Here is a 21,042-nt window from a genome sequence, read left to right as displayed (position 1 = left end):
AAAACCGGGACTAGTCAATTTCAAGATTGTCCCAGGCTTCCTGTTCCTTAATGGCTGCCTCAATGGCTTCTTCAAGCGCTTCAGGAGTTTCTGCTTCAATAATTTCACCGTCAAGCATGGCAAAGGGCTGCAGATAGCATTGCCCGCAATTGTTCAGACAGCCATATTCGATGACATCATATTCGGGATTTAGTTCCAGCTTGCGCTTCAGCGGTTCTGTGCCATGACCGATATTGCTGGCACAAAATTCAATAAGTGGTCTCATGATGTTCTCCTTATTCTGTGTGAACCATTTTATTTTTTAACTTTTTGTACTATAATAAGCATACGAAAGGAGTGATTGAGAAATGAGTGAGAATGTACAAAGCGCCACCATGTATGATGAAGTACTGGAAGTGCTCGATAAACTTCGTCCGTTCCTGCAGCGCGATGGCGGTGACGTCGAACTGATCGATGTCGAAGACGGCATTGTTAAGTTGAAACTTATGGGTGCCTGCGGCAGTTGCCCAAGCTCCACGATCACGCTTAAAGCCGGGATCGAACGCGCCCTCCTTGAAGAAGTAGACGGCGTGGAAGAAGTTATTCAAGTATTCTAATCCCGTATCATAACGATCCCGGCCTTCCGATGAAGAAGGCCGGGATTTTTTTATTATAGTGGATTTCACATGGCGTATCAACTTTTAGGGCGGACAGGTACAGGTACCGGAGTAGCAGAGCTATTAGTAAAGACCAGAGGCTGCCCGAACAGCCACTTATGGCTACCCTGCAATCTCTGGTCTGAATTTCACCTCTCCAGTTATGAATCCCTCTTAGAACGCAGGGATGATCGAACCTTGGTATTCCTTTTCAATAAAGGCTTTGGCTTCCGGGGAAGTCAGTGCTGCAGCCAGCTTCTGAATGGCATCAGAGTCCTTGTTGTCAGGACGGGCTACCAGCAGGTTGGCATACGGAGAATCTGCTCCTTCGATAAACAATGCGTCTTTGGTTGGAACAAGGCCTGCCTCCAGCGCATAGTTGGTGTTGATCAGGGCCAGATCTACTTCATCCAGCTGGCGGGGAAGCATAGCAGCTTCCAATTCCACGATTTTCAGGTTCTTTTTGTTCTCGGTGATATCTGCTGTGGTGGAAGCGATATTGGTATCGTCCTTCAAAGTGATAAGGCCATTTTTGGCCATCAGGATCAAGGCGCGTCCACCGTTGGTGGCATCGTTCGGAATCGCTACTTTTGCGCCGTCAGCCAGCTCATCGATCGATTTGATTTTTTTGGAGTAGGCACCAAAGGGTTCAACGTGAACTGCCGTAACGGATACCAGATCCGTGCCGTTCTTTTGGTTCTGGTCATCCAGGTAAGGCTTGTGCTGGAAGAAGTTGGCATCCAGTTCTTTCTCGGCCAGCTGTGTATTGGGCAGGATATAGTCCGTGAATTCTTTGATTTCCAGCTTGATGCCTTGCTTTTCAAGAAGCGGGGCAATTGCCTTTAGAATTTCCGCATGCGGTTTCGGGGATGCGCCAATCACCAGCGTTACCGGTTCAGCAGACGGCTCAGTTGACGGCTCTGTGGATGCATTCGCAGCCGGGGCGTTCGTAGCCGCAGAGTTCGCTGCATTGTTGGTATTATTGTTGTTGCCGCAGGCTGCCAGCACCAAAACCAAGGTCAAGCTGAAGAATGTGAGCAGTACTTTTTTCATCTGTAAATCCCCCTCTATTGTGTATGTGTGTATGAATAAGGCTTGTATATGGAAGTACCTTATTTCCGGGTAAAATGTTGAACCAGCCGGTCACCGGCCATTTGCAGCAGCTGCACGAGAATCACCATTAGCGCTACCGAGATTATCATGACTTCCTTCTCATAGCGGTAATAGCCGTAACGGATAGCCAGGTCACCCAGACCTCCGCCGCCGATCATCCCCGACATCGCTGTGTATGAAACTAATGTAACGATGGTAATGGTCACTCCGGCTAGCAGACCTGGACGGGCTTCCGGCAAAAGCACGCGCCAGACGATTTGTCCGGTAGTAGCCCCCATCCCTTGCGCCGCTTCGATCACGCCCCGGTCCACCTCGCGTAGAGCCGTTTCCACCAGCCGGGCGAAAAACGGAGCAGCACCGATTACCAGCGCCGGAATGGTTCCCAGAACACCGATTGAAGTTCCCATGATGCTTTTGCTCAAAGGAATCAAGGCGACCATCAGGATAATGAAAGGCACGGAACGCAGGATATTCACCACGAAAGATAATACCGAGTAAACCAACCTGATAATATAGTTATTTGATCTTCCCCATAAATATAACACAATTCCGAGTGGTAAACCAAGAATAATTGTGAAAATTCCGGAATAAGCCAACATTCGTAGTGTAGCTATGCCCGCATCCAGCATTTCTTCCCAGTTAATTTCGTTAAAATTCAAATTCCCCATTAGCCGAACACCTCCACATCAAGACCTTGCGCTGTCAGTTCGGCAAGAGTTGCCTCAACCGCTTCCAAGCTGCCTTCAAAGCGAACCAGGAGCTGGCCGTATGGTACATCCTTGATCGTTGATATCGTTCCCTGAAGAATGGCAAAGTCCACACCCGTTCTCCGGACCACATGGGAGAGCGTGGATTCATAGGTCTTTTGTCCAAGGAATGTGATTTTGACGGATGTGCTGTACTGTCCATGTACTGCATCCAGCGCTACACGAAGCGGACCTTCATGCTGGTGTTCACTGCGGATAAAATCCTTCGTCACTTCATGCTGCGGCTTCAGGAATACCGTGGCTACCTCGCCTTGCTCGACTATTCCCCCGCCATGTATCACTGCAACCCGGTCGCAAATACTCTGAATGACATGCATTTCATGGGTAATCAGCACGATGGTCAGATGAAACTTCCGGTTGATGTCCAGCAGCAGCCGCAGGATCGAATCGGTCGTCTGCGGGTCCAGTGCCGAGGTAGCTTCATCGCATAGCAGCACATCGGGGTCACTGGCTAGGGCCCTCGCGACGCCAACCCGCTGCTTTTGCCCTCCCGATAGCTGGGCCGGGTATTTACGGCTGTGCTCTTCAAGACCTACGAGCGACAGCAGACCCAGAACCTTCTGTTCAATCTGTGCCTTGGGTGTTCCCGACAGCCGCAGCGGAAATGCAATGTTATCGTACACCGTCGCGGAAGACAGCAGATTAAAATGCTGAAAGATCATACCGATCTTGCGGCGCCGTTCCTGAAGCTGTCCTTGACTGAGTGAGGTCAATTCCACTCCGTCCACCCATACTTCGCCTTCCGTCGGGCGCTCCAGCAGGTTGATGCAGCGGATCAATGTACTTTTACCGGCACCCGAGTGGCCGATGACTCCAAAAATCTCCCCTTTTTGAATCGACAGGTTCAGTCCGGAGAGCGCCGTTGCAGCTTTGCTGCCTTTTCCGTATACCTTGGTCAAACCTTTCAGCTCTATCAAACCATTTGTCCTCCCCAAGTAACCCATATGAAAACCAAAAAGACCTCTAACGATCATTTGCAGATCGAAAGAGGCCCTGTGATTGTATTAACCATGCCTTCTCATCTGCCAACGACCGCAAACCACGCGGCATTGTAGGAATTAGCACCATGACATTTGAAGAGAGCGACGAGTATCGCTTCACCTACAAATCGGTTGCCGGGCTTCATCGGGCCTATCCCTCCGCCGCTCTCGATAAGAGTTTATTATGAAATTAGTTCCCGCAACATGTAAGCTGCTAATGTAAGCTCAAGTATAGTAAGTTTAAGTTTTTTTGTCAAAGGGAACTTTTTACTGAGGAAGAAGGCCTGGGCTTTAGATTTGCGGCGATCTTACTCTTATGCCACTGCTCATTGCTGTATCTGAATGCTGCTGCCAAGGTCTTACATGCCATTTCAAGGCTCTGCTTCAAATCCTCAAGATGGCTATCCAGATCCTCCAAATGAATTCTGTCATGAAGTCCCTGATGCCGCTGCCACAGATCATCCTGCATTTCAGCATTCATGTAATGGATCTCGGCGTTACGGCGCTTGCGCAGATTCTCCAGCGGCTCCCGGTAGGAATGCTTAATTCCCTCCAGTTCATTAGCCAGTTCTGTATGCTGCTTAAGTAAATGAAACTGGCGAAGCACTGTAAAATAGGAGAAATGGGCTTTGACCTTGCTGGTGTTCAGATCATACAGACTGTTGAGTACCGTACCTAGCTTGTCGAGCAGTGAAAACACACGAATGAAGCCATCTTTATAAAAATAAACATATCTCGCATATTCACCCTGCTCCATAGGGGACATATCATCCATGTAACCCGCTACAACGGATTTGCGGAAAAAGGCAGCCGCGAACCAGCTTTGCTCCAGCTCGTCCAGTGAAGAGATTAGACCGCGCGTCCAGATTTCAAGCTTGCGGTATTCGTGGTTACGGTCTTCATGCAGGTTCATGTCCTTGCGCAGCATGGATGCGAGCCTAGCCATATTGTCCATCGCTTCAGCCAGCACACCACTGTTCTCACGGGGCGGCTCTCCGAGTAATATCCGCAGCATCCTGTAACCTCCTCAGTGTGGGAAATAGCTTTTCCAGTTGCGGTCAACCCGCTGAACAATATCCTCGCGCGGAATCAGCTCCTCCGGATACTCCCGTTTCATTCTGGCATCGATCACAAGGGGCAGCTTATAGCCGATATGATGGCGTTTGATCTCACATTCGGCGTATATATCACTGGCCGGATCGAACCTTGTGAACACCGTCCACAGAAAAGAGGTTTGAGTCCGTACTGTATCGGCGGCGTTATCCACCACTATCACGAGCGGCCAGGCCGTTTCCTGGGCTCGCAGAACAGCGACTAGCCGGGTCGCAAGTCCAGGATCTTCTTCATAGGATGCACCGGAAACGGCTAAACATCCCCGGCAGTAAGGAATTGCCTGTGAGACACCCGGAATTAGTCCTTCTGTGTATGCATAAGGAAGCTCACGTACTGGACTTCCCACTCCTACCATTATAGCCTTGCTGCTATTGTTCAATGGATTCACCGGATGCCCTTGCTCATGCTGGGAGACATTGCTGTATACCATAAGATCCGAGGCGGGATTGAAGCGCTCCAGTACGTTCTCCAGCAGTCTCGGGAAATCGGTCAGCTCGACCGGCTCATCAGTCAGCAGCAGGAATTTGGTTAAGGACAGCTGGCCTTCCCCCAGAATCCGGTAGGCTGATACCATCGCTTCGTTAGGGTAGCTCTCTCTCACGACAGCAGACACCAGGGAATGCGGACCGCATTCCGAGTACTCCCACAGTGCTTTGACGGACGGCATTAGCAGCGGATACACCGGAGCCAGCAGCCGCTGTATGTACTCCCTGAGGTAGTAATCTTCCTGGTGTGGTTTGCCGACGATAGTTGCCGGATAGATGGCATCCTTCCGGTGCCAAATCCGCTGAACGTGCATGACCGGGAAATCGCGGGGTTTGGAGTAATAACCATAGTGATTACCGAATGGTCCGTCCGTATGACGCTCTTGGGGCGTGACCAGTCCGCGAATGGCAAATTCCGCTTCAGCGGGAATCCGGTGCCCGCCCATCGGGTCCTTGACCATCTGCAGCTTTCGGCCCAGCACCAGAGAGGCTAGCATCAGCTCCGGTATCCGTTCCTGTACTGGAGCCGCTGCTGCGGCAATCAATGCCGGAGGCCCGCCTAAAAAGACGGATACCGGAAGGGTCTCTCCGAGCAGTTCCGCCTCCCGGTGATGGAAGCTGCCTCCTTTATGCTTTTGCCAATGCACTCCCACCTTGCTGTCATCATACATTTGAATCCGGTATATCCCAAGGTTATGGTCATTCGGCTGAGTAATGCTCTCTGTATAGACAATGGGCAGAAGGATCGATGGACCTCCCTCCTCCTGCCAGCTGGTGATGCGGGGCAGCTCCTTAAGCGGATCCGTACTGCGGCAGACGCCAAGTACCGGGGCTTCTCCCTGCGGTACATTCCGGGTTCCCACCTTAAGCAGGTCCAGGAGCAGCCGTTTTTCCTTCCATATCCCGGATGCTGTTGGCGGCAGCAGTGTTTCGGCTGCACTCACCATCGTCTTCATCAGCTGCTCCGGACGCGTTCCGAAGGCCTGATTGGCCCGGCGGACCGTTCCGAAGAGATTGGTTGCCACCGGAAACGGTGTTCCGGTTACATTCGTAAAGAGCAAAGCCGGCCCTTCCTCTTCTACGACACGCCGATGTATCTCTGCTAGCTCCAAATAGGGATCCACCGGAGCATCAATCACGGCAATATCCTTATCCCGGCGGAGCTGTTCAATCCATTGACGCAAATTTCCGTATCCCACTATATCGTTCCTCCTCAAACAGGGCGTTATCTCGCAAAAGTTTGATGAGCGTAGACTATTTATTCGCTCTTTCCAGCTGCCATACGCGCACACTCATGTAGCACAGAACACCGAAGAGTCCGGCAATCAGGAGGATATGCGCCAGTGCGGCAAAAATGTACAGCCGTTCATTATATAGGGTATGAACAACAGCAGCACCGCTGAATACCTGAAGCAGACACAGAACAACAGCAGCACTACCAAGTGCCCTCAGCTCAGGCAGAGCTTTATGTTTCCAGAAGGCTAAATGTCCCAGGCAAGCGATCAGGAGAAACAGCAATGCCGCTGCAACCCTATGCGTGAACACAATGCCCACACCGCCAGACAGCTCCGGTATCCATTCCCCGTTACAGAGCGGCCACCCGGAGCAGCCTCCCTGGGAATCCGTATGGCTGACATAGGCCCCAATATAAACCACTATATAAGAATATAACGCAGCCGCCCATGTTAAGTTGCGGAAGCCTTTGCTGACGCGCGGTCCCGGAGGAGGCGGATTATCCCCCAGCGCATGCCGCCTTTTCGACCCGAGCGCAAGCATTAGCGAGCTGGCAAAAGCGATCAGGGAGAAGCCCATATGCAGTGCCATCACCGCAGCCGACTGCGATTTAATCACCGCAAGCGCTCCCATTCCTCCCTGCACCACCACAAATAAAAGCGTCAGCAGAGCGTACACCATCAGATCTCTCCGTTTACGCGCATAACGCCAAAAGGCCAGCATTGAGACAAGGGACATCAGGCCAGCCAGCCCGCTAAATAAACGATGGGTGTATTCGATTAGAGAACCTAGCGTATAGGCAGGAATCAGCTTTCCGTGACAGAGTGGCCATTCATTGCCGCATTCCAGTCCAGAACCGGTTTTGGTAACTACTGCACCACCGAGAAGCGCCAAAAACATGATTAGACAAGTGATGTAGCTGAGCCATTTCAATTGATTCATCGTCAATGAGATCACCCGCAATTTTCTAGGAATGATTGGGATAAGTGCCTGTTGAACTGCTATGTAGCGATTTAATCAAGTGGAAAAGGCTTCGCCGTCCTTTTAAGGGACGGAATCCGTTTCAGCGAGAAATAGAAGGATGATTTATAGCGTGAAACCTATAAATCCTTATATTTTTAGAAAAAACACCGCTTTTGCTCGGGTAGGGCGAAAGCGGTGCATCGTTATTACTTGTGTATAGTCAGATAAACTTCAAGCGCCCTGTCCAGAAAGCTCTCAATCTCTTCACGGGACTTACGCAGCTTGTTGACAAACCTCACTAGCTCGCGTCCATCCGTATATGCAACAAAGCTGGGGATCCCAAGAATATTTTGTTCTTGGCTGACATCGCCTACAGCGTCAACATCCACTTCAACCAGCGTGAGACGATCCGTGTATTTCTGTTCCACCTCAGGCATGAACGGGTCAATGAACTTGCAGTCCGAGCACCAATCGGCCTTGAAGATAGCTACGGTCAGACGGGGCGATTGAATCGACACCTGAAATTCCGCAGGGGAAGTAATTTTATCCATGAACTGAACAGTCCCTTCTTAAGTTAAGAGTAAGCGTCTGTTATATGTTCTTTAAGTGAAGCAAATTGTACGGAATAAGTCAAATAAAAAAGACAGAATAAGACAATTATCATAGAATTATTGTTCAGAACGGATACGTTCGGGCTGCAGCTTCATGAGCGGACCCAACACCTTCTGCAGTGGCCGCGGATAACCGGCGATTTCCTGACGGCTCAGCACCCCCAGAACAATAAGCAGTACCAGATAGATGACAACTACAGCTACACCTACAACAAGACAGGTGATCAAGAAAGCTACCCGGGCAGGCATCATATGGGTAAGAATTAGACCTGCTTCATTCAGTCCGTAACCGATCCCGCCTGAGGCCAACACAGCAACCGCGAACCCGCCCCAGCGTCTGCCAAGGATCTCGAAAGGTATGATGGACTTGAGCATTCTCAGGTTAAGCAGCGTAATCACAATGAAGCACAGAGCCGTTGCTGCAATAATGCCGTAAATGCCAAAAAAGCGGCTGAGAATAAAGTTTGAGCCAAATTTGACGAGCAGGCCGGCCAGCACATAGTACATGGAGATCCGCGCTTTTCCCATTCCGAGCAGAATGGAGTTGGTCGTCATCATGGTAATCTGGAAAATCGTCCCCAGTGTCAGCATCGCCACAATGCCACTGCCGTCCAGGCTGCTGAACAGCAGTCCATTCACAGAATATGCAGCTACCACGAGCGAGAGGACAATAGGTGTTCCTGTCAGAATTGAAATCCGCAGCGCCAGCGTCACTTGCCGCTTCAGATGCACTTCGTCGCGCCTTGCGTAGGCGGCGGAAATGATCGGAATTAGCGAAGTGCTGAGCGCAATCGACAGTACTGGCGGAATTCCGGCTACACTCTGTGCACGGCTTCCATAGATCCCCAAAGCCTGAGTAGCCTCCTTCAACCCGATTTGACCGCTAAGCAGCGGAACGATGAGCGAGGTATCAATAAAGTTCACAACCGGAACTGTAACGGAAGAGAGCACAATCGGTATAGACAGCTTGAAAATATCCTTGTAAATCTTTAGCAGCGGAATCCGGGCTTCGCTTGAATCATACAAAGCCTTTTGCTCCTCGCTGCGGCGGAGCTTCCTTGCATAATACAGCATCACGCCAAACGCCCCGATGCTGCCGAGCACACTGCCGAAAGAAGCGCCCGCTGCCATCCATGTATTGCTGTACCCCTGGCGCAGCAGAATAAACGCAAGTAGAATTGCCGTCGATACCCGGGCTACCTGCTCAATTATCTGCGAGATGCCCCCGGCCATCATATTGTTTCGACCCTGGAAATAACCGCGCATCATCGCAATCATCGGAAAGAGCAGCAGCGCCGGTGCTATCGCCCGGATCGCGAGCGTACTCTCGGGAACCTTGGTATACTCCGCATAATACGGAGCTGCTATGTACAGGACTGTACTCATCAGCACACCGACAACTGCGGCAAAAATAAGCGCCGCACGGTATACCTGCTGCGCCTCATTCGGCCGGTTTAGCGCATAACGCTCAGACACCATTTTGCTGAGCGTACTAGGAATGCCGGCTGTTGCCAGCGGCAGAAGCATCAGGTACACATTGTTCGCCTGTGTAAATGATGCATTCCCGATATCATTGAATAAATGCTCCAGCGGCACCCGCTGGGCCAGACCCAGCACGCGGGCCACGAGCGCAGCCGCGGCCAGAATAAGCGTGCCTTTGACAAATGACTCTTTCTTGGTGGACAAACTGTTTCGCCTTCTTCGCTGTTAAAATTAATACCGGCCAATCCAGATAAAGAAGAGGACGACCATGGCAATTTGAAGCACAATTTTGACTACTGTGCTGCTGAACAGGCCAAGCAATGAACCGAAGCTGACCTTCACGGCCTTGCCCGGATTTGAACCGGCAATCAGTTCACCGGCAAATGCGCCGACAAACGGACCGATCAGCAGGCCAAACGCCGGAATAAGGAACGGGCCCAGGATGAGGCCAATCGTGCTGCCGATGACCGAGGCGCGGGAGCCGCCGAATTTTTTGACGCCCCAGGCCCCGACCACATAATCCGCTACAAACAGCACAACCACGATCAGCGTCTGAATAATCCAGAATCCCGCACCAAACGGGTCGAAGGAAAAGAACCAGCCATATACGAAAAAGGCCAGATAAATCGCCAGCGCGCCCGGCAATATCGGATACACCGCTCCGGCCAGGCCTACGGCGAATAAAGCAATAATCAAAACCCATCCCAGAATCGCCATTCCTTCAACTCCTAAAAATTTTAATTCAAATCAAGATATACTTCTCAATCACTTCTGCAATCCCATCGTTGTTATTCGTGGCGACTACGGCGTCCGCCTCCTGTTTCACTACTTCCTGCGCGTTGCCCATCGCTACACCAAAGCCGGACTGCTGAATGGCGGCCAGATCGTTTAGACTATCTCCTACTGCGACCACCTGGGACATCTCTATACCCAGCAGCTTGCAGACCTCCCGAATACCGGAAGCCTTGTTCACACCAAGCGGATTAATCTCCAGATTGTGTGGGGTTGAATTCGTAATTTCGAGGCCGCCCAAATCCTGAAGCTGCATCAGCAGCTTATGGCGGATCTCGTCGTCTTCCGTAGAATAACCGAACTTGAGCCATTCCCGGCCTTCAATATCTCCATCCCAATTGTCGCGGTTGTAGACCTCATCCACCGAATACGCCCAGAACCAGATTCCGTATTCTTCAGCGATTTCATGCATTCTTTTGACCAGCATCATGTCCATCAGGGAACGGCGGTACAGCTCATGAGGCGCACGCCACACTTCACTGCCGTTCACCATAATCATCGGAGTTTCAAGCCCAAGCTGCTCTGCGTAAGGCATTGCGCTCCGTGACGAGCGTCCGGTGGACAAGCAGACATGAACGCCTGCATCCATTGCTTTTTTAATCCATTCCACCGTTTTTGGGGTAATCTGTTGTTCATCATTCAGCAGGGTTCCATCCATATCCAATGCCAGCAGGCGGTATTTGGCAATCATTTGCCACCCCTCCATTCTTGTATGCTCTCTGGTGTCAGAGAGCTGTATATTTTTGGATCTAGCCATTCCGACGTCGTTACATTCTGTCGTTCAGTCCATAGTATCAGTTGTTTGTTGCCGGAGTATTTTCGCCTGACGTATTCGGAACACCACCGGCCGTCGTATCTTGAGTTTTCAAGCTTTTCTTAGGCACGCCGTCAAGTCCATATTCCCAATCATAAGCATCGAAAATTTTGCGAGCGACCGGCGCGGCGCTGTTGGAGCCAAATCCGCCTTCAGGAATGACTACAGCTACAGCCAGCTTGGGCTTATCCCGCGGAGCAAAGGCAATAAAGACGCCGTTATCGCGCAGTTCTCCTTTGGCCTGCTGCTGGGATGTCCCTGTCTTGCGGGCAAAGTCATACGGGAAATCATTAAATGCAGTCACCTCACTGCTCATCCCTTTTTTGATTTCTCTCCAAAAGGAATCGTCAAACGTGGTGACTTTATCCAGCTCCTCTCGGCCAAAGGTCTTGACAACCTTGCCGTTTGAATCCGTAATTTTGCTGACCAGCTGCGGTTTGATCCGGATGCCTTCATTAGCAAGGGTGGAAGCATACTGCGCAAGCTGCAGTGTAGTGTAGCTTCCCTGCTGTCCGAAGGACGCATATACCAGTGCCGCTTGGGCACTTCCCGCCGCTTTGGTATCCGAATAGTTGATTTGCCCCAGAAACTCTCTGGGAAGGCCGCTTTGTGTGGATACGCCGAGGCCAAATTCCTTCATATATTTGTCCCAAACCTCAATGCCCTTGCTTCCATACTTGTCGTATAATTTCTTGCCGACCATATCGACCATGAATACGTTAGAGGATTTCGTGATCGCTTTAGCCGGGTCCATGGGACCGTATACGTGGCCGGAAGCGTTTCTAACCTTGGTTTCATGCCCTTCCTTACCGAAAGAGGTACTGCCTGTATCGGTGTAGATAGAGCTGGTACTGAAAAGCCCTTCATTCAGGCCTATGAGTACGCTCAGCGGCTTAATTGTTGAACCCATCAGCAGTACCGAGCGGAGTCCATTACCTGAAACACCCGAAGAAATCGGATTGATGGTTCCGTTCTGATAATTATCGATGATGCGGTTCCAGACATCGGTAGGCAATGATCCCGAAGTCCATACATTGGTATCATAGTCCGGCATGCTGGCCATGGCGACAATATTACCTGTATCCACTTCCATGGCTACCGCATAGCCGGTAATGGCGTTAGGATGCGTTTTGCCCTGCACAGCATGGGAATGCAGCCAGCTGATCTGCTCGGTAATGGCCTTTTGGGTCTTCAGCTGAATATTCTTGTTAATGGTCGTCCACAGGTCATTCCCTTTCACTGGCGGAACGACCTTTTCGACCTTTTCAGCCATGTTCTGCGGATTGACCGAGATCACCTGGTAGCCGTTCTTCCCGCGTAGCTCTCTTTGATACTGCAGCTCCAGACCATCGAATCCGACAAACTCATCATCCTTGTAGGTCAGACCCGGATCAGCATCCAACAGTTTCATCGCATTTTGAATATTTTTGTATATATCCAGGCTGCTTGAAGATTTGAAAGGCTTGATATAGCCGACAGTCTGCACCGCGACTTTATCCTTATCATAGTGGCGGTTGCTTTCTTCGACTACTTCGAGTCCCGGAAATTCCGCTTTATGCTCCATGAAATAAGCTACCTCCTCAGAGGTAAGGCCTGCCTTAATCCGCCGTGCCATGAAGCCGGAATATTTCTTGAAATTGAGATCAAGGGAATTGATGACATCGTTAACCGTCAGCTTTTCCCCTTTAGGGTCGCCATACTTATTAAAAGACTCCACCAGCTTGTTAGCCAGCGCATAGGCATTCGCCCGGGCCTCCGGGGTGAACGAAGTAATCTTTGTTTCCTTGTCCGTAGATTTCGCTGTATACTCTTTCGTTAGCGTGATATAAAGCGACTGGACAGACGTGGAATACGCAATTTCCTCTCCACCGGAGGCACGGATCGATCCCCTTATGGCTGCGAGCGGCACATTTTTGGTATCACGGCTGGTCTCTACCTCCGTTAAGGTAGGGCCTTCCACGAATTGAACAACGGCAAGACGGATAATAATGACACAGAAAATAATAAACGTGCTGAAGAAAAACACGTTGAGCCGCAGGCCAAGCGAGCTCTTGCTGTCCTTCTCGTCTTGGGAAGAGGCCTGCTTACGGAAAACACTCACAGTTTTTCACTCCTCTACATCTTAAAATAAACCTTCATTCCGGCGTTGACGCCGCTACAGGTGGTACGTTCTTCTTGGGTACTCCAGTCAGCCCGTATTCCCAGTCATACGCGTCAAAGATTGCACGCGCAACCGGTGCAGCACTGTTGGAACCAAATCCGCCTTCAGGAATCACTACCGCTACCGCCAGCTTGGGGTTCTCACGCGGGGCATATGCGATAAATACGCCATTGTCCCTGACTACTCCGTACGCATCCATCTCAGAGGTGCCAGTTTTGCGGGCAAAATCATAAGGAAATCCGTCAAAGGCCTTGACGGCAGTATTCATTCCTTTTTTGATCTCCTTCCAGTAGGAAGGATCGAATGTGATTTTATCCAGCACTTCACGGTGATACTCCTTAACGGTGTTGCCATCCGCATCCGTGATCTTGCTGACCAGCTGGGGCTTGATCCGTTCGCCCTCATTGGCGAGGGTTGCCGTGTACTGGGCCAGCTGCAGTGCTGTATATTTACCTTTCTGGCCGAAGGATGCGTAGACCATGGCTGCCTGGGTACTTCCGGCCGCCTTGATATCCATATAATCGTTGGCCCCGGCACTTTCATGCGGCAGCCCGCTCCCAGTGGATACCCCCAGGCCAAAAGCCTTCAAATATTTATCCCAAACCCCCGTCGCTTTATCCTGATATTTCTTGTACAGCGGATCTCCGACCTTATCGACCATAAAAGCATTAGAGGATTCCTGAATGGCCTCCGCCGGATGCAGCTGTCCGAGTACATGACCGGAGGAATTACTAACAGAAGCATTGTCATCCTTGCCGAAATAGGCGATCCCTTTGTCGTTATAAGTATCACTGGTAGAGAATAAGCCTTCATTCAATCCAATTAACACACTTAACGGTTTAATGGTGGACCCCAGGTATACAATGGACTTCAGGCCATTGCCGGATATACCGGAGGTGGTATCTGTAATTGTACCGTTCAGGTTGTTATCCCTAATCTTATCGTATTCCTCAGGCGCAACCTTTTCCGAAGTCCAGACATTTGTATCATAATCCGGCATACTGGCCATCGCAACCACATTGCCGGTATCCACTTCCATAGCAACGGCATACCCGGTCAGGGCATCCGGATGAAGTTTCCCCAGTACCGGATGGGTATGCAGCCAGCGAATCTGATCCATAATTGCCTGCTCGGTTTTAAGCTGGATGTTCTTATTGATCGTCATCCAGAGGTCATTCCCTTTGACGGGCGGGACTGTTCGGGTGACCTCCTCCGCCATATTCTGCGGATTGACGGAAATCGTCTGGTAGCCGTTTTTTCCGCGCAGCTCCCGCTGGTATTGCAGTTCGAGGCCGTAAAAACCGACAAATTCATCCTCTTTATACGCTAAGCCCGGATCGGCATTATTTTTCTTCATCGCACTGCGGATATTCTTATAGCTATCTTCTTTATCGGAGGATTTAAAAGGCTTAATATAACCCACCGCCTGTACAGCCACGGTGTCTTTGTCATAATGGCGGGCCGCTTCTTCCACAATGGACAGACCGGGATATTGCTCCTTGTGCTCCAGAAAATGGGCCACTTCCCTGGGTGTAAGACCTGTCTTGATTTTACGCGGATAGTAGCCCAGCGCCTTTTTGAAATGGAGATCGAGCAGAGCTGTAATATCTGCTTGCGTGAGCTTTTTGCCGGATGGGCCGCCATATTGATTGAAGACGGATTCCAGTCTCGCTGCCAGCGAAGCTGTATTCGCTTGGGCACTCTCCGTGAACTCATATTCATTGGTTTCCTTGTTCTTATAGGTCTCTGTATAGTCTTTGGTTAAAGTGATATACAAGGATTGAACGGATGTATTGTACGCAATCTCCTCTCCACCGGCAGCATGAATAATCCCCCGGATCGCGGAAAGAGGAACAGCCTTAGTCTCTTGACTCTCTTCTACTTCGGTCAAAGCCGCAGCTTCGACGAACTGCAGTGAGGCAAGACGAATAATTATGACACAAAAAATAAAAAAAGTGCCGAAGAAAAACAGATTTATGCGGAGACTGGGTGCACTTCGGCCATGAGCTTCATCCGGACGTATCCCCGGGTGGCCAAACCATTTCACAGTGTGTCCTCTCCTTATCAGATTGCAGTTATAGAACCTGTTCAAACCAGAGTCTGAGAGGCTGCTCAATATGCCCTGTTATTGTACCATATATCTCAAGGCTGCCGCTTCCTTCTCAGAGCACACTTTCTTTAATATGGGTTTTATCAAAATCCTTGCTGTTAAACCAGTCCCCGCTGCTCGCCCACGTGGAATCAAGCGGTATCCAGGCATGCCTGTCCGGCAGGTATACTTCATTCCAGGCATGGGCGCCATATCCGCCCTGGCCATCGTAGCCCTGTCCCGTAACTACACGCACCTGAAGTCCCTGAGAGCGTGCCATTACGGCGTAAAGGCGGGCATAATCAATACACACACCAAGCCGGGTATCAAAGGTATCCTGCGGGGTCTGTTCATGCCAGATGCGGTTCCGCTCGTAATTCTCAGCCTTACCATAGTCATAGGCAATCCGTGAGCCAACCCAGTCATACAGCAGTTTGGCCTTGTCCTCAGTTCCCTCAGCTTGTCCGGCAATATCAGCGGCAGCCCCCACAATATCGGGTGAAATCTCATGATCAATGACTTCATATTTCCGCCGCAAAATATCATTCATCTCATCAGCCACCGCTTGGGTCAGTACCGGCAGTCTGCTGCGCATATCCTCACCGGCAAGCGGCTCAAATACTGCAGCCGCACTCTCGCTGTAGATGGGGGAGGATTCCACATAACGGCTGAAGCCGCTATCGGGATTCAGGCCGACACCAATGTACAACGCAAGAATAAGGACAAGACCGCGCACCAGTCCAATAACACCGCCGATAACCGCACCGCTAAGACGGCTGGCTAAGGTAATCTTCCGGTCCGATTCTCTCGTCCGAAAGCGGGGCAGGCGGAAAGGAAGCAGCAGGAACAACAGCCCGAGCAGCAGCCGGATCAAGCTGTAAGATACCAATAGAAGCAGCAGAAAACGTACAAAGGGTGATCCTGCCAGCACAGATACGGCAGTGTAATACAATTGCTGCCATCCGCTGAGCTGAGTGTCCGGAAGTACTATCCCTGACGCCCAGGTTCCTGCGATAGGCGACAAATGCATCGCCGCAGGAATGGCCAGCGCCAGCGCCAGAATAGTAAGCACCCCGTTTCCTAGCAGGCCGAACAAGCCTCCCGCCGCTCTTGCGAAGCCTCTGCCCCAGCCCTGCAGCAGTGAAAAAAGGACAACCACAACCAACAGGATGGAGATGATGTTGGCTTCACTTAGGCTGTCTATCCATCCCTTAAGCATGTTTGTCCCCCCGTTCCATTTCTCTGTAAAGTCATATCAACTATAAGCAGCCTTCCTGGAAACCTATTGATTTTTCCGGGCTTCCTCAATAAAGGATTGGGTGGTTTCCGTCATACTCCATTTACCGAGACTCACTCCGCGGAAAATCACTTCCACCTTATCCTCACCGGCAGCACCCTTGACTTCAAGATTAGGTGTTGTAATGGTAAAGGTGCCGTCGCCTCCAGAAGTGTACTTGGCTTCCTTGGCTTCCTTCAGCATCATATCCTGTGCTTCGCTCTTGAGTGTACTTACCGTTCCATCCGTAACCTTATTCACAGCGTTGCCAATTTGGTCAAGCGTAACCCCGCTGTAAATGAACAAGCCAGCTACAATAGCAATGACTATCGCCCATTTCAGAACTGTCTTAATCAGATTAATTACCGCAAACAGCAGCACAAGAGCAATAACGATAACCAGCCAATTCTCCCTAATAAACTGTGACCACACTGCCGGATCCATCAATTTCACAACACCCCTATCGCCATATTTCGTCACTACAGGGCGCATGTCCCCGGGACATTTCAATAATAATAATTATTATACATGAATGACCTATATAATTCATGGCTAAGCAGCTTCCTGCCAGCCATCCCCAAGAAAATGGTATAAGCCTACCAGACCACACGTAAAGTACAAGTAGGTCATTGTCCGAATCCTTGGTAACTAGTGATCGCTTCATTAACCCTTATTTGTTAAAAAGCGCCTGCCTGTGCCTTGGTACAGAGTCAGGCCCCTGTGGAGGTGCTTTCTTTTGAAAACCGCGCTGTGGCTGTATTTATTTCTCTTTCTGGCCTTCTTCGATTTGCATGCCCAGTACCCTATTCTTACACCGTTTGCCATCTCTCTGGGGGCGGGACCGGCCTTCATTGGCTGGATGATGGGCATGTATTCGCTGACGCATCTTCCCGGCAATCTGCTGGCCGGTGTGCTGGTCGACCGTAACGGCAGCCGCCGTTACATTGTGTTCGCGCTTACGGCAGCCGGGGCCATTCTGCTGCTTCAGGCTCACGCACAGCTTCCTTGGCATCTGCTGATGCTGCGGGCAGCGAGCGGTTTCGCCCTGGCCTTCCTCTCCCCGGCCTGCATGACACTCCTGGCCTCGCTCTCTTCTGATCCCGCGACCCAAGGGAAATATATGTCCGGCCACGGGATCATCCATACGTTAGCGTCCGTTGTCTCACCAGCGGCCGGAGCTTTTATTGTGGCAAAGGCCGGCTACTCCGGCACCTTCACCACTTTGGGCTGGCTGCTGATCTTCACAGGTGTGATGGCCTTATTCAGCGTGCCTAAGCATGTTCAGAGCCTGGCCGCCTCGAACCCTGCTCTGCCTTTGCACTCACTCTCACAAGCTCCGGCCCAGGCGAACCCTCCAGTATCCCGGCGCTATTATCTGCTGCCCTTCTTTGTTTCCTGCTCCCAAGGAGTACTTTTCTTTGAACTACCCCTGTCACAGGGCAGTGATGGAATGATCTCTACCGGAATCCTGCTGTCATTGCTTAGCTTGGGGGCACTAGTCACGCTCAGTCTCTTCTTTCTGAACCGGCTTGCACCAGGAATAAGAATCGCTGCAGCACTCCTGGCCATGGCACTCTGCTTCTTCACGATGGCTGCGTTCCGGGGCATTCCCGCCGGCGTGGTTCTCTTTCTGCTTGGGGCTGCCAAAGGCGTGCTCTTTCCGGCGATGGCCTCACTCTTCATCAGCCTTGGAGGTGCCGGACGCATGGGCCGGACCTTCTCGCTGCAATCCATTGCCATGTCGCTTGGCGCTTTTGCCGGTCCGGTTGCAGCAGGACAGCTCCGGGACTACGTCTCCCCGTATTTCATTGCCTTTGTGCTACTGATGACCGCTCTGCTGCTGCTGCCGCCCAGAACCTCAGACAAGCTGGCCTACCGGCCGGAGTGGAACAGTCCGGCCGCTTAAATAGGACACCTCCTTCCCCTGAAACACTGGATGATGTGGGTAGGCTAATATACAACCCCTATGGTGCTTTCTGTCCGGGCCCCAATCCCGCTCCCGTAGCTCCTGTATTCTTGACTTCTACAGGAACCATTCTGGTACTCTACATTCTGCTGGTAATCATCCTCAGTGCCGGAATATTCTAAGTTTGTCCGCATTTGCCGAAATGACAAATCCCCCGATCACCCGGCTCTTTTACATCCGGGTGATTGTTTCTTTTTACGACATTTCCCGGGGAATGAAAATTCATCTTATAGATTGTGTAACAAATAAATCGCTGATATAATGACGACTTTTAGGTAAAATATCGACATAGACACATCACCACGGGGGAAGGATGACCGTATATGTCCATCACTATCATCGTTGAAGGTAAAAACGACCGCAGCAGATTACGGCGGCTGCTGGCGCCAGAGATTGACATCCAATGCACATTCGGCACTCTAAACACACTGAAGCTGGAGACGCTGCGGCGCAGAATAGGCGACGGAGAGGTATACCTGTACATGGACAATGACAGCTCAGGCAAAAAAATCCGCGGTATCCTGCGTGATGCTTTCCCGGATGCCGTTCATATTTATACCCGTAAAGGCTATGCCGGAGTGGAAGGAACCCCCGATGAATACAATATCACTCAACTGGAAAAGGCCGGACTTGAGGAGTTCATCATTTATCCAGAGCCATTACCTTACATGGAAACGTAAGCGTATAGGACAAGCTGCAGTTGCTAGCTTCGGCACTACAAAGAACCGGTTACCTTAGTTCTCCAACAATCCAAATAACGCCTTGTTCACTTCCTGCGTCCCACGCAAGAAGTGAACAAGGCGTTATTTTCAATGCTTTTTATTTTTCCCCAATCAATTTCTTCAGTTCGCCTGCCAAAAATTCCGGTGTCACGTTCTCCGTTTCTCCTGCATCATAGAGTCCCCGGAGCCGGTTGTGGCGGTCCACCAGACCAATCAGATTCGCATGGGCAAAATTATCCTTGTTGTCCCCGTAAATCAGCACCTTGAAGGAGTCGGCCGCCAGATTGCGGACCTGCTCTTGATCGCCGCGAAGGAAATACCAGCCGCTGTAGTCCGCATGAAAACGGTCAGCGAACGTCTTGATTGCTTCACGTGTGTCATTCTTGGGATCAAAGGAAATGGAGACGAATTCCACATCCTTGCCGAAGCTGCCATCCTTAATCAGCAAATCCTGAGTCTGTGACAGCATAAAGGTGGTAATGGGACACACATCCGGGCATTCCGTGAAGAAGAAATACACCAGTCTCGGCTTTCCCTCCGTGTCTGCCAGTGTGATTTGCCGGCCATCCACATTTTCAAGCGAGAAGTCCTGCACTTCACCGATTACAGGCAGCTTATCATTCCTGCCGCCTAACGAGATCACAGCCAGATAAATAGCCAGACCTAAGGCCAAGAGCAGCATCAGCCAGGTCCACTTGTAGCGTTTCAAGGTCTGCACAGGACACTCCCCCTTAGCCGTGGATCGTATTCAGCACAAGCACAATCAGACTGACTGTCAGGTAATTAATGGAGAAAAAGAAGTTCTGTTTCGCCCACGCATCATCATCCTTCGCCCGGAATCCCTTCAGGGTCAAGTACAGCCAGGCGAGGGACAAACCTGCAGAGATAATGAGGTAAAAAATTCCAGCATAGTCGTAAGCATACATCAGTACAGGAATCGGCAGAAGCAGCGCCACATAAGGAATCATTTGGAATTTGGTCCGCCGGGTGCCTTTGACTACAGGCAGGAGCGGAAATCCAGCCGCTCTGTACTCTTCCTTGCGGCGGATGCCAAGCGCCCAGAAATGCGGCGGCTGCCAGAGAAACAGCATGGCGAACAGCAGCCAGGCCCCGAGATCGACTGTCCCGGTTACAGCAACATACCCGATAACTGGAGGCATTGCGCCTGAAATTGCACCTACCGAAGTGCTCCATGTAGATGTTCTTTTGAGCCAAAGGGTGTAAACTACTACATAGACAAACATGCCGACGATGCCGAATAATCCGGCCAGTATGCCACAAAAGGCAAACAACACCGCGAGACCGGCTATCCCAAGCCCTATGGCATATGCAAGCACAACACCTGGCTTCAGTCTTCCTGTCGGCAGCCCGCGTTCACGTGTTCTTTCCATTTTCATATCCAGATCACGGTCGAAATAATTATTGAACACGCAGGCAGAAGCCATGACCAGCATAGTGCCGAGTAAAGTCAGAATGAGCCGTCCATACTGCACATCCCAGCCGGAAGCCACCCAGTATCCTGCAAAAGCAGCGATAAGATTCGAGCGGATAATGCCTGGTTTCGTCACCGTAATGAAGTCGCGCCAGCTGGCACCTTCCTTCGGTGATTTGGCAGACAGCGCTGCGGAATCTGAAGAAGCCTGATATCTCAATTGATTGTCCACGTTTGGTGTTCCTCCTTCTAAGGGACTTCTACGTTCCACTGGAGCATAAAACCGATTTTTAACGTTCTTAGTTGAGAACATTATTCACTCTGCTGTTAACTTTATCATAACAAACAGAGAAAGAGTTTGACAATCATTGACCAAGATGTTCATCAATTTGACAATTGCGTGACGAT

20 protein-coding genes and 1 riboswitch are annotated in these 21,042 nt (G+C 50.8%); of the genes, 3 read left to right on the top strand and 17 right to left on the bottom strand.

Annotated features, from left to right (window positions below):
- Positions 1-10 precede the first annotated feature (10 nt).
- Positions 11-265, bottom strand: a complete 255-nt coding sequence (locus A3844_RS17550; RefSeq protein WP_074083836.1) for a YuzB family protein — start codon at positions 263-265, stop codon at positions 11-13.
- Positions 266-347: 82 nt separating this feature from the next.
- Between A3844_RS17550 and A3844_RS17545 the strand changes: the two genes are divergently transcribed.
- On the top strand, positions 348-596 hold the full coding sequence (locus A3844_RS17545; RefSeq protein WP_074083835.1) for a NifU family protein: 249 nt from the start codon (positions 348-350) through the stop codon (positions 594-596).
- 213 nt (positions 597-809) lie between these two features.
- On the opposite strand, the gene A3844_RS17540 is transcribed toward A3844_RS17545, so the two are convergent.
- The 14 genes from A3844_RS17540 to A3844_RS17475 all read right to left on the bottom strand — a co-directional run bounded on the left by A3844_RS17540 (position 810) and on the right by A3844_RS17475 (position 16,958).
- Positions 810-1,688: a MetQ/NlpA family ABC transporter substrate-binding protein gene (locus A3844_RS17540; protein WP_074108067.1), complete on the bottom strand. Its 879-nt coding sequence runs from the start codon at positions 1,686-1,688 to the stop codon at positions 810-812.
- Between the two features lie 59 nt (positions 1,689-1,747).
- Positions 1,748-2,416, bottom strand: a complete 669-nt coding sequence (locus A3844_RS17535) for a methionine ABC transporter permease (RefSeq protein ID WP_074083833.1) — start codon at positions 2,414-2,416, stop codon at positions 1,748-1,750.
- Positions 2,416-3,432, bottom strand: coding sequence for a methionine ABC transporter ATP-binding protein (locus A3844_RS17530; protein ID WP_074103042.1), 1,017 nt, complete (start codon positions 3,430-3,432; stop codon positions 2,416-2,418). Before A3844_RS17530 ends, A3844_RS17535 begins: the two co-directional genes overlap by 1 nt.
- Before the next feature lie 98 nt (positions 3,433-3,530).
- Positions 3,531-3,673: riboswitch (SAM riboswitch) on the bottom strand.
- A gap of 75 nt (positions 3,674-3,748) precedes the next feature.
- On the bottom strand, positions 3,749-4,510 hold the full coding sequence (locus A3844_RS17525) for a Cthe_2314 family HEPN domain-containing protein (protein WP_074108066.1): 762 nt from the start codon (positions 4,508-4,510) through the stop codon (positions 3,749-3,751).
- Positions 4,511-4,522: 12 nt separating this feature from the next.
- Positions 4,523-6,292 carry a UbiD family decarboxylase gene (locus A3844_RS17520; protein WP_074108065.1) on the bottom strand — a complete coding sequence of 590 codons (1,770 nt, stop codon included), beginning with the start codon at positions 6,290-6,292 and terminating at the stop codon, positions 4,523-4,525.
- Between the two features lie 55 nt (positions 6,293-6,347).
- Positions 6,348-7,274, bottom strand: a complete 927-nt coding sequence (locus tag A3844_RS17515; RefSeq protein ID WP_143192104.1) for a COX15/CtaA family protein — start codon at positions 7,272-7,274, stop codon at positions 6,348-6,350.
- A 221-nt stretch (positions 7,275-7,495) separates the two neighbouring features.
- On the bottom strand, positions 7,496-7,840 hold the full coding sequence (locus A3844_RS17510) for a thioredoxin family protein (protein ID WP_074083828.1): 345 nt from the start codon (positions 7,838-7,840) through the stop codon (positions 7,496-7,498).
- Positions 7,841-7,957: 117 nt separating this feature from the next.
- A complete protein-coding gene (locus A3844_RS17505) occupies positions 7,958-9,586 on the bottom strand; it encodes a putative polysaccharide biosynthesis protein (protein WP_074108063.1) in 1,629 nt (542 codons plus the stop codon).
- A 27-nt stretch (positions 9,587-9,613) separates the two neighbouring features.
- Positions 9,614-10,099, bottom strand: a complete 486-nt coding sequence (locus A3844_RS17500; protein ID WP_074108062.1) for a DUF456 domain-containing protein — start codon at positions 10,097-10,099, stop codon at positions 9,614-9,616.
- A gap of 25 nt (positions 10,100-10,124) precedes the next feature.
- Positions 10,125-10,865: a Cof-type HAD-IIB family hydrolase gene (locus A3844_RS17495; RefSeq protein ID WP_074083825.1), complete on the bottom strand. Its 741-nt coding sequence runs from the start codon at positions 10,863-10,865 to the stop codon at positions 10,125-10,127.
- 103 nt (positions 10,866-10,968) lie between these two features.
- Positions 10,969-13,089: a peptidoglycan D,D-transpeptidase FtsI family protein gene (locus A3844_RS17490; protein WP_074108061.1), complete on the bottom strand. Its 2,121-nt coding sequence runs from the start codon at positions 13,087-13,089 to the stop codon at positions 10,969-10,971.
- Positions 13,090-13,123: 34 nt separating this feature from the next.
- Positions 13,124-15,196 (bottom strand): peptidoglycan D,D-transpeptidase FtsI family protein, encoded by a 2,073-nt coding sequence (locus A3844_RS17485; protein ID WP_074103048.1) that lies wholly within the window; start codon positions 15,194-15,196, stop codon positions 13,124-13,126.
- A gap of 115 nt (positions 15,197-15,311) precedes the next feature.
- Positions 15,312-16,457: a transglutaminase domain-containing protein gene (locus A3844_RS17480; protein WP_074108060.1), complete on the bottom strand. Its 1,146-nt coding sequence runs from the start codon at positions 16,455-16,457 to the stop codon at positions 15,312-15,314.
- Positions 16,458-16,520: 63 nt separating this feature from the next.
- On the bottom strand, positions 16,521-16,958 hold the full coding sequence (locus A3844_RS17475; RefSeq protein WP_074083821.1) for a hypothetical protein: 438 nt from the start codon (positions 16,956-16,958) through the stop codon (positions 16,521-16,523).
- Positions 16,959-17,250: 292 nt separating this feature from the next.
- Between A3844_RS17475 and A3844_RS17470 the strand changes: the two genes are divergently transcribed.
- Positions 17,251-18,420: an MFS transporter gene (locus A3844_RS17470; protein WP_074108059.1), complete on the top strand. Its 1,170-nt coding sequence runs from the start codon at positions 17,251-17,253 to the stop codon at positions 18,418-18,420.
- 383 nt (positions 18,421-18,803) lie between these two features.
- Positions 18,804-19,160 (top strand): DNA primase, encoded by a 357-nt coding sequence (locus A3844_RS17465; RefSeq protein WP_074103051.1) that lies wholly within the window; start codon positions 18,804-18,806, stop codon positions 19,158-19,160.
- Positions 19,161-19,299: 139 nt separating this feature from the next.
- On the opposite strand, the gene A3844_RS17460 is transcribed toward A3844_RS17465, so the two are convergent.
- The gene (locus tag A3844_RS17460) at positions 19,300-19,920 is read right to left on the bottom strand and encodes an SCO family protein (RefSeq protein ID WP_143192100.1); all 621 of its coding nucleotides are present in this window, start codon (positions 19,918-19,920) and stop codon (positions 19,300-19,302) included.
- A gap of 13 nt (positions 19,921-19,933) precedes the next feature.
- Positions 19,934-20,866 (bottom strand): heme o synthase, encoded by a 933-nt coding sequence (cyoE, locus tag A3844_RS17455; RefSeq protein ID WP_074083818.1) that lies wholly within the window; start codon positions 20,864-20,866, stop codon positions 19,934-19,936.
- Positions 20,867-21,042 lie beyond the last annotated feature (176 nt).

It is taken from the genome of Paenibacillus helianthi (assembly GCF_001909055.1).
Lineage (GTDB): Bacteria > Bacillota > Bacilli > Paenibacillales > Paenibacillaceae > Paenibacillus_AQ > Paenibacillus_AQ helianthi.
This window is presented reverse-complemented; position numbering and strand designations above follow the sequence as displayed.

Coding starts and splice junctions, on each gene's coding strand:
- A3844_RS17510 (WP_074083828.1), bottom strand. CDS start 7,840: ATGGATAAAATTACTTCCCCTGCGGAATTTCAGGTGTCGATTCAATCG.
- A3844_RS17500 (WP_074108062.1), bottom strand. CDS start 10,099: ATGGCGATTCTGGGATGGGTTTTGATTATTGCTTTATTCGCCGTAGGC.
- A3844_RS17545 (WP_074083835.1), top strand. CDS start 348: ATGAGTGAGAATGTACAAAGCGCCACCATGTATGATGAAGTACTGGAA.
- A3844_RS17465 (WP_074103051.1), top strand. CDS start 18,804: ATGTCCATCACTATCATCGTTGAAGGTAAAAACGACCGCAGCAGATTA.
- A3844_RS17475 (WP_074083821.1), bottom strand. CDS start 16,958: ATGGATCCGGCAGTGTGGTCACAGTTTATTAGGGAGAATTGGCTGGTT.
- A3844_RS17525 (WP_074108066.1), bottom strand. CDS start 4,510: ATGCTGCGGATATTACTCGGAGAGCCGCCCCGTGAGAACAGTGGTGTG.
- A3844_RS17480 (WP_074108060.1), bottom strand. CDS start 16,457: ATGCTTAAGGGATGGATAGACAGCCTAAGTGAAGCCAACATCATCTCC.
- A3844_RS17535 (WP_074083833.1), bottom strand. CDS start 2,416: ATGGGGAATTTGAATTTTAACGAAATTAACTGGGAAGAAATGCTGGAT.
- A3844_RS17540 (WP_074108067.1), bottom strand. CDS start 1,688: ATGAAAAAAGTACTGCTCACATTCTTCAGCTTGACCTTGGTTTTGGTG.
- A3844_RS17550 (WP_074083836.1), bottom strand. CDS start 265: ATGAGACCACTTATTGAATTTTGTGCCAGCAATATCGGTCATGGCACA.
- A3844_RS17495 (WP_074083825.1), bottom strand. CDS start 10,865: ATGATTGCCAAATACCGCCTGCTGGCATTGGATATGGATGGAACCCTG.